This is a genomic window from Bacillus sp. A260, assembly GCF_009861435.1.
In the GTDB taxonomy this organism is placed as follows: domain Bacteria; phylum Bacillota; class Bacilli; order Bacillales; family Bacillaceae_G; genus Bacillus_A; species Bacillus_A cereus.
Genome location: NZ_CP046398.1, coordinates 1,319,298 through 1,335,004 on the forward strand (window position 1 = coordinate 1,319,298; position 15,707 = coordinate 1,335,004).

A 15,707-nucleotide genomic window follows, 5' to 3' on the forward strand; every position below is an offset into this window, starting at 1 on the left:
GATTTAAGATGCTGCCGATTGATCCGTATTATATTTTTCTTCTGATTTTGCGACAATCATTGCGCAAATTGCATCACCAGAAATGTTTACAGCTGTTCTAGACATATCTAAAATACGGTCAATACCGATAATTAAAGCGATACCTTCTACTGGTAGATTTACTTGATTTAAAACCATTGTAAGCATTACAAGTCCAACACCAGGTACACCAGCAGTACCGATACTAGCTAGTACAGCAGTTAATACGACCATAGCTAATTGCGGTAATGTAAGTTCAACTCCGTATACTTGAGCGATAAATACAGTGGCTACCCCTTGCATAATGGCAGTACCATCCATATTAATAGTTGCCCCTAGTGGTTGTACAAATGAGCTTATCGCTTTTGGAACGCCAAGCTTATCTTGTGCTGTTTTCATTGCAAATGGAAGCGATGCATTAGAGCTAGATGTACTAAATCCAATTGCCATTACTGGTCCGAAATGTTTAAAGAAACGAACAATACTTTCTTTTGCTAATACCTTTAATAAGCCGCCATATACAAAGACCCCGTGAATAATGAGTACTAACATAACGACAATCATATACTTGAACATCGCAGCGACGCCTGCAAGCCCCATTTTACCAACGGATGAAGCGAGCAAACCGAATGTTCCAATTGGGGCTAATTTCATAACGAGATTAACAAGATACATCATTAATTCGTTGCCCTGTTCAAGTAATGAATGGATACCTTGAACTCGTTTTCCTAAAATAGCTATACCGAGTCCAATCAATACGGCAAAGGCAATGATTTGTAACATGTTTCCGTCAGCCATCGCTTTTGCTGGGTTATCTGGTACGATATTTAGCAATGTGTCGACGAAAGATGTTTCAGTTTTTGCACCTTCATACTTAAGACCTTCTGTTTTAAAATTACCGCCAGCTCCTGGTTTTATAATAAGTGCAAATGTAACCGCTATAGAGATGGCAACCGCAGTTGTTATGAGAAAGAATGAAATTGATTTTAAACCGATTCTTCCAAGTTGTTTCGGATCTCCAAGGCCGGCAGCACCAAGTACGATAGAAATGAACACAACAGGAACAACTAGCATTTTAATAAGTCGAATAAACAATTGACCAATTGGGTTGAACACATATTGATTTAGTGGCTCAAAGATAGATGGAGCAGCTAAATTTAGAGTGAGTCCAACAACTAGACCTAGAAATAATGCGATTAAGATTGCTTTTGTTTGTTTCAATAAAATCCCCCCTTTTGTTTTTGTGAAATTTCTTTCTAAAGTAATTATACCGAAAAAATACCTAATTTGACAATATTTTCTGAATTTTTCGTTTTTTTTTGTTTAAGTGTAGATAGACTGATTTTGTGTTTGGAAAATAAAATAGACCACCACATAGGATGGTCAAGGGAAGGGGACAATTTATGTCAATTTAATTAGGGATGGAAGTTGCTTTAAGACACTGGGGAATGTCTTATAAATTAGGGAGGAACAACTTCGATACATATACTATAAAAGGTAGGTGTGACTCTCATGTGAACATAGGGTGAAAGAGAGGGGGAGTTTTAAATAAAAGATAGAAAGACAAAAAAATAAGACCATCATATATAAGATGGTCAAGGAAGGGGACAATTTATGTCAATTTAATTAGGGATGGAAGCTGTTCAAAGACACTGGGGAATGTCTTATAAATTAGGGAGGAACAACTTCGATACATATACTATAAAAGGTAGATGTGACCTCTGTGTGAACATAGAGTGAAAGAGAGAGGGAGTTTTAAATAAAAGATAGAAAGACAAAAAAATAAGACCATCATATATAAGATGGTCAAGGAAGGGGACAATTTATGTCAATTTAATTAGGGATGGAAGCTGTTCAAAGACACTGGGGAATGTCTTATAAATTAGGGAGGAACAACTTCGATACATATACTATAAAAGGTGGATGTGACCTCTGTGTGAATATAGAGTGAAAGAGAGAGGGAGTTTTAAATAAAATGAAAATTTAATGAGTGTTTTTTGTTCATCCCCTGTTGATTATTAGCCTTAACCAATCGGGCGTTTATTGCCCACAAATAGTGGAATAAAAGATAGAGAAAACAAAAAAATAAGACCATCATATATAAGATGGTCAAGGAAGGGGACAATTTATGTCAATTTAATTAGGGATGGAAGCTATTCAAAGACACTGGGGAATGTCTTATAAATTAGGGAGGAACAGCTTCGATACATATACTATAAAAGGTGGATGTGACCTCTATGTGAACATAGAGTGAAAGATATGGGGATTTGAAAAATAGTACATATGAAATTGTTATTGCTAGCAATATTGAGTTAGGATATAGAGTTTTCCAGCATAAAACGAAAAGGAATCTGAATATAAATAAAAGTTGTAATCTATGAAAAAAAGGATTATGCTCAACTATATTATGAGAATATAAGGTTTGTCCCAATTATTTAAGGGCTTTTAAAAAGCTTTTTATTGTATGAGGGGAAAGCTTCACTTTAATAAGGGAGTTAGTGATATGGACGTAACAAAAAAACAAGGGCTGTATAATCGTCTTATACGATTAAACCCACCACAAATATTAGCATTAGGCTTTTTCTGCTTAATTGTGGTTGGCGGTTTGTTATTAAAATTACCATTCGCAACGAAAGTACATATTAGTTGGGTAGATGCTTTCTTTACAGCAACATCAGCAGCGACCGTAACTGGTTTGGGAGTAGTGGATACAGCAAGTACATTTACGATGTTTGGCGAAATTGTTATTATGTTTTTAATTCAAACAGGCGGTCTAGGCCTTATGACAATTGCCATTTTAATTGTTTGGGTACTAGGTAAAAAAATCGGATTACGCCATCGTTTATTAATTGGAGAAGCATTTAATCAAACAAATATAGGTGGTCTTGTAAAATTAGTAAAGCGTGTCTTTATATTTTCGATTTGTATTGAACTTATTGGGGTCATCTTTTTATCGTTTCGCTTTATTCCAGAGTTTGGTTTTGGAAAAGGTTTATACTATAGTATTTTTCATGTAATTGCATCTTATAATAATGCAGGATTTGCTTTATGGCCAGATAATTTAACAAGATATGTAGGGGATCCTATTATTAATATTGGGATTTGCTCTTTAATTGTAATTGGGGGACTCGGTTTTACCGTATTAATTGATATATGGTATAGCCGCAGTTTTCGAAAATTATCACTTCACTCAAAAATAATGATTATTGGAACAGTAGTGCTAAATGTTATAGCAATGATTGTAATTTTTGTATTGGAATATAATAATGTGAAGACGTTAGGTAATTTATCTTTAAATGAAAAACTATGGGCTTCCTTCTTTCAAGGTATTACTCCGCGGACAGCTGGATTTAATACGGTTGACTATGGAGGTATGGAAGAATCATCTATATTATTTACGATGATTTTAATGTTTATTGGTGCAGGAAGTGTATCGACAGGTGGAGGAATTAAATTAACGACGTTTGTTATCTTAATTACATCTGTCCTTTCTTTCTTTAGAAAAAAGGAGGAAATTGTTTTATTTCAGCGTACAATTAAAATGTCGACAGTAACGAGGGCCTTAGCGATTGCTGTTGCCAGTCAAATACTTATTTTAGCAGCGGTATTCATATTAATGCTTACAGAAAACTTCAGCTTTATTCAATTATTATTTGAGACAATATCAGCGTTTGGCACAGTCGGATTAACGATGGGAATTACTGCAAAGCTATCGGCATTCGGAAAATGTATTATTATGTTTGTTATGTTCTGCGGATTAATTGGACCATTAACACTTGTGTTCTCTTTAGCGCGACCAGCAAAACAAAAAATAAAATATCCATCGGAAGATGTGTTTACAGGATAAGGTATCCCGCGTTAAGCGAGATACCTTTTTCTTTTTTAGAACAGGGAGAACAATAGACCAATAAGTGCTACTCGGAATAAAATTGCGATAAGTGCAGCAATTCCACCGACAACTGCAGCGATACCGCCAGTTACAGTAGCTCCGCGATTATAAGCGTAAATACCGAGTAAAACAGAAACAAGACCAAATAGTGTTGGAAATGTAAATAGCGATAAGATAGATAGCGCAAGAGCGATAAAACCAGCAGTTGATCCAGCAGCGGACGATTTTACAACATCTTTATCGTCTTTATCATCGTAATCATAATCAATGCGTTGTGGTGCAACCTCAGCGGCGTACTCTTCTTTATAGTCACTATAATCACTATCTATTCTATCTCTTCTTTTATAATCATCAAATTTCTCAGTCAAAGTCATGACTCCTTTCATAACAAGGTTCAATAGTAGTATGTATCTCTTTTTCTTTTTTATCCCGCTATTTGTGGGAGTCGAGCAATGTACACATCCCACTGATTAAAGTTTCACTATACCGGAGCATGTACAGGGAGTAGTATCTTTTAAAAGGAGGAAAATGTTTTCTTGAAATAGGAAAAGTTAGTATGACTTCCTCTATTTTGGAAAATATAAAAAGGAATAATGAGGAAAGGGTGCAATACATAATGGAACATCCAATTGAAAATTTAATGAAAACGGCAATGACAAATTTAAAAGAGATGGTAGATGTAAATACAATTGTTGGGAGCCCGGTTTCAACAGCTGACGGAAATGTAGTATTAACAGTATCTCAAGTGGCTTTTGGTTTTGGAGCTGGTGGAAGTGATTTTAAAGGGGATTTCATTACTGAAAAACATAACGGTGGGCAAAATCAGCATAAAGAGAACAAACAAGGGCATCCATTTGGAGGAGGAAGCGGGGCTGGGGTTTCCATTAGTCCAGTAGCTTTTTTAGTAGTTGGTTCTAATGGGGTGCAAGTATTACATCTCAACAGCAGTACACATTTAATTGAAAAGGCTTTAAATACTGTACCAAGCACTGTAGATAAATTTGTGAATGGTCGTCAAAAGTGAACTTGCATTTTTTAGGAATTATGATATATTAGAAAAAGTGCGCTTTAGGATGATCGGAATAATTGAAATGTAAATATATATGATGTGTGGAATAAGGGAGAGGAATTTATGATTAATATCAAAAACTTAGTAGTTGGCTTATTTATGTTAGTAAGCGGCTTTGTTGTATATGTAATAAAAGAAAAAGCTCCATTCTAAAACAGACAAACCGTTAATGTCTGTTTTTAATTTGCGGAAAAAAGTTGACAAGTTATTGTATTGGTGTTAAAATTTTAATTCGTGTCTCGGTTACAGCTAGTGTAAAGTAAATATCTCTTATGAATGCAATACGAAAAGTTTGCGAAAGATCGGGTAATTTTATCAACAACTTTTGTGAACAAACCCTATAAATTGTATTTGTAAGCTATATATGTATACTAGTGAATCAAGGAGCGGTCAGTGGAACCGTAATGATGAGAGAGAGGTAGGGCTTTCATCCAGTATATGTTACTTTCCCGTTAGGTGAATATAAAAAAGAGGACTCCTTTTAAAAGGAGTCCTCTTTCATTTTTCAAGTGCGACTTTCAACTTGTTGACAAATTTCATCCGTTGTTAAACCGTGAGCTGTAATGACTGATCCTTTAATTGATGTATCTGCAATGCCCATCACATTAGAATCTTGCCCAGTTACAACGCAACAATCACACCCTTGTGCATCCTGTTCTGAGTTAAGTGTAACAACTTCATGACCTTGTTGCTGAAGAGCTTGTTGAACGTCTGTTAATGAGTTTTCAACGCCAATTCTAGCCATAATTCTCACCTCCTACCATCTAATTGCTAGTATGCTCAAGTTCACTGCATTTATGAAAAGACGGTAGGAAGTAAATCTTTGTTTAGTCGTTATATACGCCAGTAAGCATTTGACTAACGAATTGATCGTTTAATGTATCTTGGGCAGAAGAAGTATTTGAATGGATGTCGATTGAAGCAATAAAATGATTATGTTCTTGCGTATTTGGTTCTACCTCTACGTAATTATCGAATTTACAAAAACCTTTCGTATCCATTAGATCAAATAATTGCAGCATTTCTACTACCTCTTGTCTCGTTCCTTTAATTTGTACACACGCCATATTTATTTCCTCCTTCATTTTGACAAATTGTTTTTTAAAAATAGGATTATGATTACGAAATGAAAAATATGAATGTTATTTTTAGACAGCGCTATTTTTGTTATTTTCCCCCTTTTTCAGCAAAAGTCGTTATATATTCCCGGATTTATAAAATCGGACGTCCGTTTATTGAATACAATAGATTCGCATCAATTGATGAAAATCCTTCTTTTAAACAAATATTTTTTTAGTGGAAATTGGCAAAAAAATTTTTTGACTTTTTGTAAACGTTAACAATGTTGTTAAATCAATATAAGTAAAGAAGTACGTACGATTAAAAATTATAAATTTTCTAAAAATTCACTTGATTTATTTAGAAAGGAGAGTAAACTAGGAAACAATAAAAAATTCATAGAACATAGGAGGCGCTTCTAGTGAATGAGCAATGGATTTTCTTAAATGGAGAATTTGTTCCAAAAGATGAGGCAAAAGTTTCAGTATATGATCATGGCTATTTATATGGCGATGGAGTGTTTGAAGGAATTAGAGTTTATAGCGGTAATGTTTTCCGTTTGAGAGAGCACCTTGTCCGGTTGTATGAATCAGCAAAATCAATCCTTTTAGAAATTCCATATTCATTAGATGAAGTAACAAATATTGTTGTTGAGACGATTCGACAAAATAAATTATCTAATGGATACATTCGCCTTGTTGTATCAAGAGGAGCAGGAAATCTTGGATTGGATCCCGATTCATGTAAGAAGCCGAATGTAGTAGTAATTGCAGAACAATTATCTTTATTCCCACAAGAATATTATGAGAAAGGGATTCCAGTTGTAACAGTTGCAACGCGCCGAAATCGTCCCGATGTTTTATCCCCTCAAGTAAAATCTTTAAATTACTTAAACAATATTTTAGTTCGTATTGAAGCGAAATTAGCTGGAGTACAAGAAGCACTTATGTTAAATGATCAAGGATATGTAGCTGAAGGCTCAGGAGATAACGTGTTTATTGTTAAAGGAAATAAATTAATTACACCACCAAGTTCTGCTGGAGCGTTAGAAGGTATTACACGAAACGCCATTTTAGAAATCGGCGAAAAACTTGGATATGACGTAAGAGAAGAGTTATTTACAAGACATGATGTATATGTAGCTGATGAAGTGTTTTTAACAGGAACAGCTGCTGAAGTTATTGCTGTTACGACAGTAGATGGTAGAACGATTGGCTTAGGGCAAACAGGTCCACATACGAACCGTTTATTAGAAGAGTTTCGTAAGTTAGTTGTAGAAGATGGAGAGAAAATTTACGAAGAAAATAAAGTTGGATAACAACTTTTTTAACATAAGAAAGCGTTGATAGGGAGGAGTAGTTGATTGTGAAGCCTCACAGAGAGTCGGTGGTTGCTGAAAACCGATGGTTCACGTCGACGAACATCGCCCTTGAGTGCTAAGCTAAAGCATTTGTCTAGGCTTAGACGGTAGCTCCGTTATTAGCTAGATCCATTTATGGATCACTGAGGCAAGAGTATTCTTGCAAAGAAGGGTGGTACCGCGAAATCTTTCGTCCCTTCAGCACATAGCTGGAGTGTGGACGTAGGATTTTTTTATTGTATAAAAGTTTGAAAAAGGGGGCTTATAAGAACAATGTCTTCAAAAACGGAAGAGAAACTGGCAACTGGTGCACAGCTATTGTTAGAAGCGCTAGAAAAGGAAGGCGTAAAAGTGATTTTCGGTTATCCGGGTGGTGCCGTTTTACCTCTCTATGATGCACTGTATGATTGTGAAATTCCGCATATTTTAACAAGGCATGAGCAAGGGGCAATTCACGCTGCTGAAGGGTATGCCAGAATTACAGGGAACCCAGGGGTTGTAATTGCAACGAGTGGACCAGGTGCTACAAATGTAATTACGGGTCTAGCGGATGCGATGATTGATTCATTGCCACTTGTTGTATTTACAGGCCAAGTAGCAACAACGTTAATTGGGAGCGATGCTTTTCAAGAGGCGGATATTATGGGACTTACGATGCCAGTGACAAAACATAACTATCAAGTGCGAAAGGCCTCAGATTTACCTCGAATTATTAAAGAAGCATTTCATATTGCTAAAACAGGAAGACCAGGACCAGTCGTTATTGACCTTCCGAAAGATATGGTAGTCGAGAAAGGTGAGCGATGTAGCAATGTACAAATGGATTTACCAGGATATAACCCTAATTATGAACCGAATCTACTTCAAATAAACAAATTACTACAAGCAATTGAAACCGCAAAAAAACCGTTAATTTTAGCTGGAGCAGGTATACTGCATGCGAAAGCTTCGAAAGAATTGACAAGTTTTGCCCGTAAATATGAAATCCCTGTTGTGCATACGTTACTCGGACTTGGTGGTTTTCCGCCAGATGATGGGCTATTTCTAGGGATGGGGGGAATGCACGGTTCTTACACAGCCAATATGGCGTTATATGAATGCGACTTACTCATTAATATAGGTGCGAGATTTGACGATCGTCTTACTGGGAATTTAGCTTTTTTTGCTAAAGGGGCGACTGTTGCACATATCGATATTGATCCAGCAGAAATCGGGAAAAATGTGCCAACAGAGATTCCTATTGTTGCAAGTGCTAAGCGGGCGTTAGAAGTATTGCTTCAATCAGAAGGAAAGAAAGAAAATCATCATGAATGGCTCTCTTTATTAAAGAGTAGAAAAGAAAAGTATCCATTCTCTTATAAACGAAATTCTGAAAGTATTAAACCTCAATACGCGATTGATATGCTATATGAAATCACGAAAGGAGAAGCGATTGTAACAACAGACGTTGGGCAACATCAAATGTGGGCAGCACAATACTATCCGTTGAAAAATCCAGATAAATGGGTAACTTCTGGCGGATTAGGAACGATGGGGTTCGGATTTCCAGCAGCAATCGGTGCGCAAATTGCAAAGAGAGATGAACTAGTTATTGCAATTGTTGGTGATGCTGGGTTTCAAATGACTCTGCAAGAATTAAGTGTATTAAAAGAACACGCTTTACCCGTTAAAGTATTTATTTTAAATAATGAAGCTTTAGGAATGGTAAGACAATGGCAAGATGAATTTTACAATCAAAGATATTCACATTCTTTATTGCCATGCCAACCAGATTTCGTCGCTCTTGCGAATGCGTATGGTATAAAAGGTGTTCGTATTGACGATCCACTTCTTGCAAAGAAGCAAATCCAGCATGCGATCGAATTACAAGAGCCAGTCGTAATCGATTGTCGTGTACTTCAATCAGAGAAGGTTATGCCGATGGTTGCACCAGGAAAAGGTGTTCACCAAATGGAGGGAGTGAAAAAAGGGTGAAGAGAATTGTTACAGCGACAGTTCGAAATCAAAGTGGTGTGTTAAACCGAATTACAGGGGTTATGACACGAAGACATTTTAATATTGAAAGTATTTCAGTAGGTCATACAGAATCATCAGATATATCGCGAATGACGATTGTTGTACACGTTGAAAGTGAACAGCAAGTTGAGCAGTTAATTAAACAACTTCATAAGCAAATCGATGTTCTGAAAGTATCAGATATTACAGAAGAAGCAATGATTGCTAGAGAGCTTGCTCTTATTAAAGTAGCAACTTCTGTAGCGAGGGCAGAATTATATAGTTTAATTGAACCATTTCGAGCCGCTGTAATAGATGTTGGGAAGGATTCCATAGTTGTGCAAGTAACAGGTACGCAAGATAAAGTAGAAGCGTTAATTGAATTACTTCGTCCATACGGTTTAAAAGAAATTGCTAGAACAGGTGTAACAGCATTTACACGTAGTATGAAAAAACAAGATAAGCAAGTTATGTTAATTCAATAATCATTTAAATATAGGGGGAAATGAAAATGGCAAAAGTTTATTATGAGAAAGATGTAACAGTAAATGTATTAAAGGAAAAGAAAGTAGCAATCATCGGATATGGCTCGCAAGGTCATGCGCATGCGCAAAATTTACGTGATAACGGATTTGATGTAGTAGTAGGTTTAAGAAAAGGTAAGTCTTGGGATAAAGCGAATGAAGATGGGTTTTCTGTATATACAGTAGCAGAAGCAGCGGAAAAAGCTGATGTAGTAATGATTCTATTACCTGATGAATTACAACCAGAAGTATATGAAGCTGAAATTGCACCAAATTTACAGGCTGGAAACTCTCTCGTGTTCGCACATGGATTTAATGTTCACTTTGATCAAGTAAAACCACCAGCGAATGTAGATGTATTTCTAGTAGCGCCAAAAGGACCGGGGCATCTCGTACGCCGTACGTTCGCCGAGGGAGGGGCTGTTCCTGCATTATTTGCAGTATATCAAGATGCAACAGGAGTTGCGACTGAAAAAGCACTTTCTTATGCTGACGGAATTGGAGCAACGAGAGCTGGTGTATTAGAAACGACGTTTAAAGAAGAAACAGAAACAGATTTATTTGGAGAGCAAGCTGTACTCTGCGGCGGAGTGACTGCACTTGTAAAAGCAGGATTTGAAACGTTAGTTGATGCGGGATACCAGCCTGAACTTGCATATTTTGAATGTTTACATGAACTGAAGCTAATCGTTGACCTTATGTATGAAGGTGGACTTGAAAATATGAGATATTCAGTTTCAGATACAGCGCAGTGGGGAGACTTCGTATCAGGACCACGCGTTGTTACTGAAGATACGAAGAAAGCGATGGGGGCAGTATTAGCAGAAATTCAAGATGGTACATTTGCAAGAGGCTGGATTGCAGAGCATAAAGCAGGAAGACCAAATTTCCACGCGACAAATGAGAAAGAGAATGAACATGAAATCGAAGTAGTAGGACGTAAATTACGTGAAATGATGCCTTTCGTACAGCCGCGAGTAAAGGTAGGGATTAAATAATATGAAGCAGATTTTGTTCATGGATACAACGCTTCGTGATGGCGAACAATCACCAGGAGTAAATTTAAATGAACAAGAGAAGTTACAAATTGCTAGGCAATTAGAGAGGCTTGGTATTCATGTAATGGAAGCTGGATTCGCAGCAGCTTCCGAAGGTGACTTCCAATCGGTAAAACGCATCGCGAATACAATTCAAAACGCTACGGTTATGAGTTTAGCTAGAGCGAAAGAAAGTGACATTCGAAGAGCGTATGAAGCTGTGAGAGGCGCTGTATCTCCTCGTCTACACGTATTTCTAGCTACGAGTGATATTCATATGAAATATAAACTTTGTATGTCAAAAGAAGATGTGTTAAATAGTATTCATCGCTCGGTTACGCTCGGAAAATCATTATTTCCGACAGTACAATTTTCTGCAGAAGATGCGACAAGAACATCGAGAGCATTTTTAGCTGAAGCAGTAGAAATTGCGATTCGAGCAGGAGCGAATGTAATTAATATTCCGGATACAGTTGGATATACAAATCCGGAAGAGTATTATTCTCTTTTTAAATACTTACAAGAATCCGTTCCATCATATGAAAAAGCGATTTTTTCTTGTCATTGTCACGATGATCTTGGTATGGCAGTAGCAAATTCGTTAGCTGCGGTTGAAGGGGGAGCATTGCAAGTAGAAGGAACGATTAATGGCATTGGAGAAAGAGCAGGGAATGCAGCGTTAGAAGAAGTTGCAGTAGCTCTTCATATTAGAAAAGATTTTTATAAAGCAGAGCCTTCGATGACTTTAAAAGAAATTAAGGCGACGAGTACATTAGTAAGCAGGTTAACGGGTATGGTTGTACCGAAAAATAAAGCAATCGTTGGAGCGAATGCATTTGCTCATGAATCGGGCATCCACCAAGACGGGGTTTTAAAAGAAGTAACAACTTATGAAATTATCGAACCAGCGCTTATAGGAGAATCTCAAAATCTCTTTGTACTTGGGAAACACTCTGGCCGTCATGCGTTTACGGAAAAAATGAAAGAGCTTGGTTATGAATTTACAAATGAAGAGCGAGATGCGGCATTCGAAGCATTTAAAAAATTGGCTGATCGTAAAAAGGAAATTACTGAAGAAGATTTACGCGCACTTATGCTTGGTGAAGCAGCATTTGCAGCTCAGCAATATAACATTACGCAATTACAAGTGCATTTCGTATCAAATAGTACACAATGCGCAACAGTTGTGCTGGAGGATGAGGAAGGAAATATATATGAAGATGCAGCCACTGGTTCTGGTAGTATTGAAGCGATATACAATGCGATTCAAAGAATTTTAGGATTAGAATGTGAATTGGCAGATTATCGCATACAATCTATTACACAAGGTCAAGATGCACTTGCTCACGTTCATGTTGAATTAAAAGAAGGTAGTCACCAAATATCAGGTTTCGGAGTTGCGCAAGACGTATTGGAAGCGTCGGCGAGGGCTTATGTCCATGCAGCAGGGAAATTAAAATCTCTTATAGCGCTTGTGAAATAAATAATTGATAGGTGAGAGAAGCTTTCCTCACCTATCAAATTAAAGTTCTGAAAATTCAGTTAAAAGGAGTGTTAAAAATGGAAAAACGTATCGTTTGTTTAGCTGGTGATGGTGTCGGTCCAGAAGTAATGGAGAGTGCGAAGGAAGTATTGCATATGGTAGAAAGGCTATATGGACATCATTTTCATTTGCAAGATGAGTACTTTGGTGGTATTGCTATCGATTTAACTGGGCAACCATTACCACAGCGAACACTTGCCGCCTGTTTAGCGAGTGATGCGGTTTTACTTGGAGCAGTAGGTGGACCAAGGTGGGATAGTGCGAAAGAAAGGCCTGAGAAAGGATTATTAGCATTAAGAAAAGGACTCGGTGTATTTGCGAATGTTCGCCCTGTAACGGTAGAAAGTGCAACTGCACATTTATCACCATTAAAAAACGCTGATGAAATTGATTTCGTTGTCGTTCGTGAATTAACAGGCGGAATTTATTTTTCTTATCCGAAAGAGCGAACGGAAGAAGTGGCGACAGATACACTTACGTATCATCGCCATGAAATTGAACGTATCGTTTCGTATGCTTTTCAATTAGCAAATAAGCGGAAGAAAAAAGTAACATCTATTGATAAAGCGAATGTTTTAGAGTCTAGTAAATTATGGAGAACTGTGACAGAAGAAGTAGCACTTCGCTACCCAAATGTGGAAGTAGAACACATTTTAGTAGATGCAGCAGCTATGGAATTAATTCGGAATCCAGGAAGATTTGACGTTATTGTAACGGAAAATTTATTTGGTGATATTTTAAGTGATGAGGCTTCAGTATTAGCTGGATCATTAGGAATGCTTCCATCAGCAAGTCACGCTGAAAAGGGACCTTCATTATATGAGCCTATTCACGGATCAGCACCGGATATTGCGGGGAAAAATAAGGCGAATCCAATTGCGATGATGCGTTCTGTTGCAATGATGCTTGGGCAATCGTTCGGATTAACGAGAGAAGGATATGCAATTGAAGAAGCAGTTTCTGCAGTCCTTAAATCAGGGAAATGTACAGCAGATATCGGGGGGACTGAAACGACAACTTCATTTACAAAGGCAGTTATTCAAGAAATGGAAGAGCAAGCGTTAGTAGGGAGAGGAAGATAATGGGAAAAAGGTTACTAGATAAGCTTTGGGAAAGACATGTAGTTGCGACTAATGAAAATGGATTGGATTTATTATATATCGATCTACATCTTGTTCATGAAGTAACGTCACCGCAAGCCTTTGAAGGCTTGCGGCTTACAAATCGAACAGTCCGCAGACCAGATTTAACATTTGCAACGATGGATCATAATATTCCAACGAAAGATGTTTGGAATATTACCGACCGCATTGCGAAGCAGCAACTAGATACACTTCGGCAAAACTGTAAACAATTTCAGGTGCCATTAGCGGATATCGGAGATGAAGAGCAAGGGATCGTTCATGTAATAGGACCAGAACTTGGACTCACACAGCCAGGAAAAACGATTGTTTGTGGTGATAGTCATACAGCAACACATGGTGCTTTTGGCGCACTAGCGTTTGGTATTGGTACGAGTGAAGTGGAACATGTATTGGCAACGCAAACGTTATGGCAACGAAAGCCGAAAGCGATGGGCATTGAGTTAAAAGGAAAGTTACCGCAAGGTGTCTATGCCAAAGATATTATTTTACACCTTCTTTCAAAGTACGGAGTAGCAGTTGGAACAGGTTACGTAATGGAATTTTACGGAGAGGCCATTCATGCTATGGATATGGAAGAGAGGATGACGCTTTGCAATATGGCAATTGAAGGGGGAGCAAAGGCTGGCATTATTGCACCAGATGAAAAAACGTTTGCTTACGTAAAAGGGCGTAAATATGCACCGAAAGACTATGAATCTATTAAGAAAAAATGGTCAGAACTTTATACAGATTTAGATGCAGTTTATGATTTACATATTCTAGTAGATGTTACGGATTTAGCGCCGTACGTTACGTGGGGAACAAATCCTAGTATGGGTGTTCGGATCGATGAGAAATTGCCAGAAAAGCATGATGCAAATGACGAAAGAGCGTTTTCTTATATGGGATTGAGTCCCGGACAAAGTACGTATGACATTCCAGTTCAACATGTTTTCATTGGATCTTGTACAAATTCTAGGCTTTCTGACTTAGAAATTGCTGCATCTGTCGTGAAAGGTAAAAAAGTAAAAGAAGGTGTGCGAGCACTTGTTGTACCTGGATCTCAAAGGGTAAGAGAAGCAGCGATGCATAAAGGATTACATCGCATATTTGAAGAAGCTGGATTTGAATGGAGAGAGCCCGGATGCTCAATGTGTCTAGGTATGAATCCAGATCAAGTGCCTGAAGGAGATCATTGTGCCTCTACGTCCAATCGCAATTTTGAAGGAAGACAAGGAAAGGGAGCACGAACGCATTTAGTTAGCCCGGCAATGGCGGCAGCGGCTGCGTTATATGGTCATTTTGTTGATATTAGAAAGGAGAGTTATGATGGAGCCATTTCGTATTCATAAAGGTACTGCCGCAGTACTGATGAATGATAACATTGATACAGATCAAATTATTCCGAAGCAATATTTAAAGAGAATTGAAAGAACTGGGTTTGGGAAGTTTTTATTTGATGAGTGGCGATATGATAATAATCGCCAAGAAAACCCTAATTTCCCGCTTAATGCACAAGAAAGAAAAGGAGCCAGCATATTAATCACAGGTGATAATTTTGGATGTGGCTCGTCAAGAGAACATGCTCCATGGGCACTTGCTGATTATGGTTTCCGTGTTATTATCGCTGGAGGATTTGCCGATATCTTTTATATGAATTGTATGAAGAATGGCATGTTACCGATTGTAATGGATAAAGATATGCGTGAACAACTTGCTAAAACAGATGCGAGGGAACAAATTACAGTTGATTTAGAAAATGAAATAATGACAACGAATACGCATAGATTCCATTTTACGATCGAGAAAATGTGGAAAGAGAAGTTATTAAATGGTTTAGATGAAATTAGTATTACAATGCAATATGAACAAGAAATAAAAGAGTATGAAAGAAAAGTGGCTTTACATTAAAAAAAATGACGGAATATTAAAAATGTATTTACATTCAAAATTAACTGTTATATACTATGTGAAAATCAGAGGAGAAAGGGAGTAAGTATTATGAATATCGTGCAATCTATTACAATGCTTACACAACTACATCATCATACATGAAACCCTTGAACCTAGCGTGAAAACGTGTAGGTAC

General features: G+C 37.4%; 15 protein-coding genes and 1 other annotated feature. Of the genes, 11 read left to right on the plus strand and 4 right to left on the minus strand.

Features of this window, described 5'->3' with window-relative positions; all coding sequences use genetic code 11:
- Positions 1–3: 3 nt before the first annotated feature.
- The gene (locus tag GD442_RS06770; RefSeq protein ID WP_000814804.1) at positions 4–1,239 is read right to left on the minus strand and encodes a dicarboxylate/amino acid:cation symporter; all 1,236 of its coding nucleotides are present in this window, start codon (positions 1,237–1,239) and stop codon (positions 4–6) included.
- Positions 1,240–2,521: 1,282 nt separating this feature from the next.
- On the opposite strand from GD442_RS06770, the gene GD442_RS06775 reads away from it, so the two are divergent.
- Positions 2,522–3,865 carry a TrkH family potassium uptake protein gene (locus tag GD442_RS06775; RefSeq protein WP_000383526.1) on the plus strand — a complete coding sequence of 448 codons (1,344 nt, stop codon included), beginning with the start codon at positions 2,522–2,524 and terminating at the stop codon, positions 3,863–3,865.
- Positions 3,866–3,900: 35 nt separating this feature from the next.
- On the opposite strand, the gene GD442_RS06780 is transcribed toward GD442_RS06775, so the two are convergent.
- On the minus strand, positions 3,901–4,275 hold the full coding sequence (locus GD442_RS06780) for a hypothetical protein (protein WP_000136546.1): 375 nt from the start codon (positions 4,273–4,275) through the stop codon (positions 3,901–3,903).
- Positions 4,276–4,463: 188 nt separating this feature from the next.
- Between GD442_RS06780 and ytfJ the strand changes: the two genes are divergently transcribed.
- Positions 4,464–4,931, plus strand: a complete 468-nt coding sequence (ytfJ, locus tag GD442_RS06785) for a GerW family sporulation protein (RefSeq protein WP_000204234.1) — start codon at positions 4,464–4,466, stop codon at positions 4,929–4,931.
- A gap of 108 nt (positions 4,932–5,039) precedes the next feature.
- Complete coding sequence (locus GD442_RS06790) at positions 5,040–5,129, plus strand: hypothetical protein (RefSeq protein ID WP_000608227.1); 90 nt, start codon at positions 5,040–5,042, stop codon at positions 5,127–5,129.
- A 352-nt stretch (positions 5,130–5,481) separates the two neighbouring features.
- On the opposite strand, the gene GD442_RS06795 is transcribed toward GD442_RS06790, so the two are convergent.
- Both GD442_RS06795 and GD442_RS06800 read right to left on the minus strand, forming a co-directional pair.
- Complete coding sequence (locus GD442_RS06795) at positions 5,482–5,721, minus strand: YkuS family protein (protein WP_000101022.1); 240 nt, start codon at positions 5,719–5,721, stop codon at positions 5,482–5,484.
- Between the two features lie 82 nt (positions 5,722–5,803).
- Complete coding sequence (locus GD442_RS06800) at positions 5,804–6,043, minus strand: DUF3911 family protein (RefSeq protein ID WP_000752514.1); 240 nt, start codon at positions 6,041–6,043, stop codon at positions 5,804–5,806.
- 413 nt (positions 6,044–6,456) lie between these two features.
- Here GD442_RS06800 and ilvE point away from each other — a divergent pair, with 413 nt between their 5' ends.
- The 8 genes from ilvE to leuD all read left to right on the plus strand — a co-directional run bounded on the left by ilvE (position 6,457) and on the right by leuD (position 15,529).
- The gene (gene ilvE / locus GD442_RS06805) at positions 6,457–7,353 is read left to right on the plus strand and encodes a branched-chain-amino-acid transaminase (protein WP_001005486.1); all 897 of its coding nucleotides are present in this window, start codon (positions 6,457–6,459) and stop codon (positions 7,351–7,353) included.
- 15 nt (positions 7,354–7,368) lie between these two features.
- Positions 7,369–7,596: a binding site (T-box leader), on the plus strand.
- Between the two features lie 72 nt (positions 7,597–7,668).
- A complete protein-coding gene (gene ilvB, locus GD442_RS06810; RefSeq protein ID WP_000095869.1) occupies positions 7,669–9,369 on the plus strand; it encodes an acetolactate synthase large subunit in 1,701 nt (566 codons plus the stop codon).
- Positions 9,366–9,875, plus strand: a complete 510-nt coding sequence (gene ilvN, locus GD442_RS06815; RefSeq protein WP_000822952.1) for an acetolactate synthase small subunit — start codon at positions 9,366–9,368, stop codon at positions 9,873–9,875. Before ilvB ends, ilvN begins: the two co-directional genes overlap by 4 nt.
- 26 nt (positions 9,876–9,901) lie before the next feature.
- The gene (ilvC, locus tag GD442_RS06820) at positions 9,902–10,912 is read left to right on the plus strand and encodes a ketol-acid reductoisomerase (RefSeq protein ID WP_001151740.1); all 1,011 of its coding nucleotides are present in this window, start codon (positions 9,902–9,904) and stop codon (positions 10,910–10,912) included.
- Between the two features lies 1 nt (position 10,913).
- Entirely contained in the window at positions 10,914–12,434 is a 1,521-nt protein-coding gene (gene leuA / locus GD442_RS06825) for a 2-isopropylmalate synthase (RefSeq protein ID WP_000809598.1), read from the plus strand.
- 77 nt (positions 12,435–12,511) lie between these two features.
- Positions 12,512–13,576, plus strand: coding sequence for a 3-isopropylmalate dehydrogenase (gene leuB, locus GD442_RS06830; protein WP_000415365.1), 1,065 nt, complete (start codon positions 12,512–12,514; stop codon positions 13,574–13,576).
- On the plus strand, positions 13,576–14,970 hold the full coding sequence (gene leuC / locus GD442_RS06835) for a 3-isopropylmalate dehydratase large subunit (RefSeq protein WP_000518110.1): 1,395 nt from the start codon (positions 13,576–13,578) through the stop codon (positions 14,968–14,970). Before leuB ends, leuC begins: the two co-directional genes overlap by 1 nt.
- Positions 14,948–15,529, plus strand: coding sequence for a 3-isopropylmalate dehydratase small subunit (gene leuD / locus GD442_RS06840; RefSeq protein WP_000433189.1), 582 nt, complete (start codon positions 14,948–14,950; stop codon positions 15,527–15,529). The genes leuC and leuD overlap by 23 nt, the downstream gene beginning before the upstream one ends.
- Positions 15,530–15,707 lie beyond the last annotated feature (178 nt).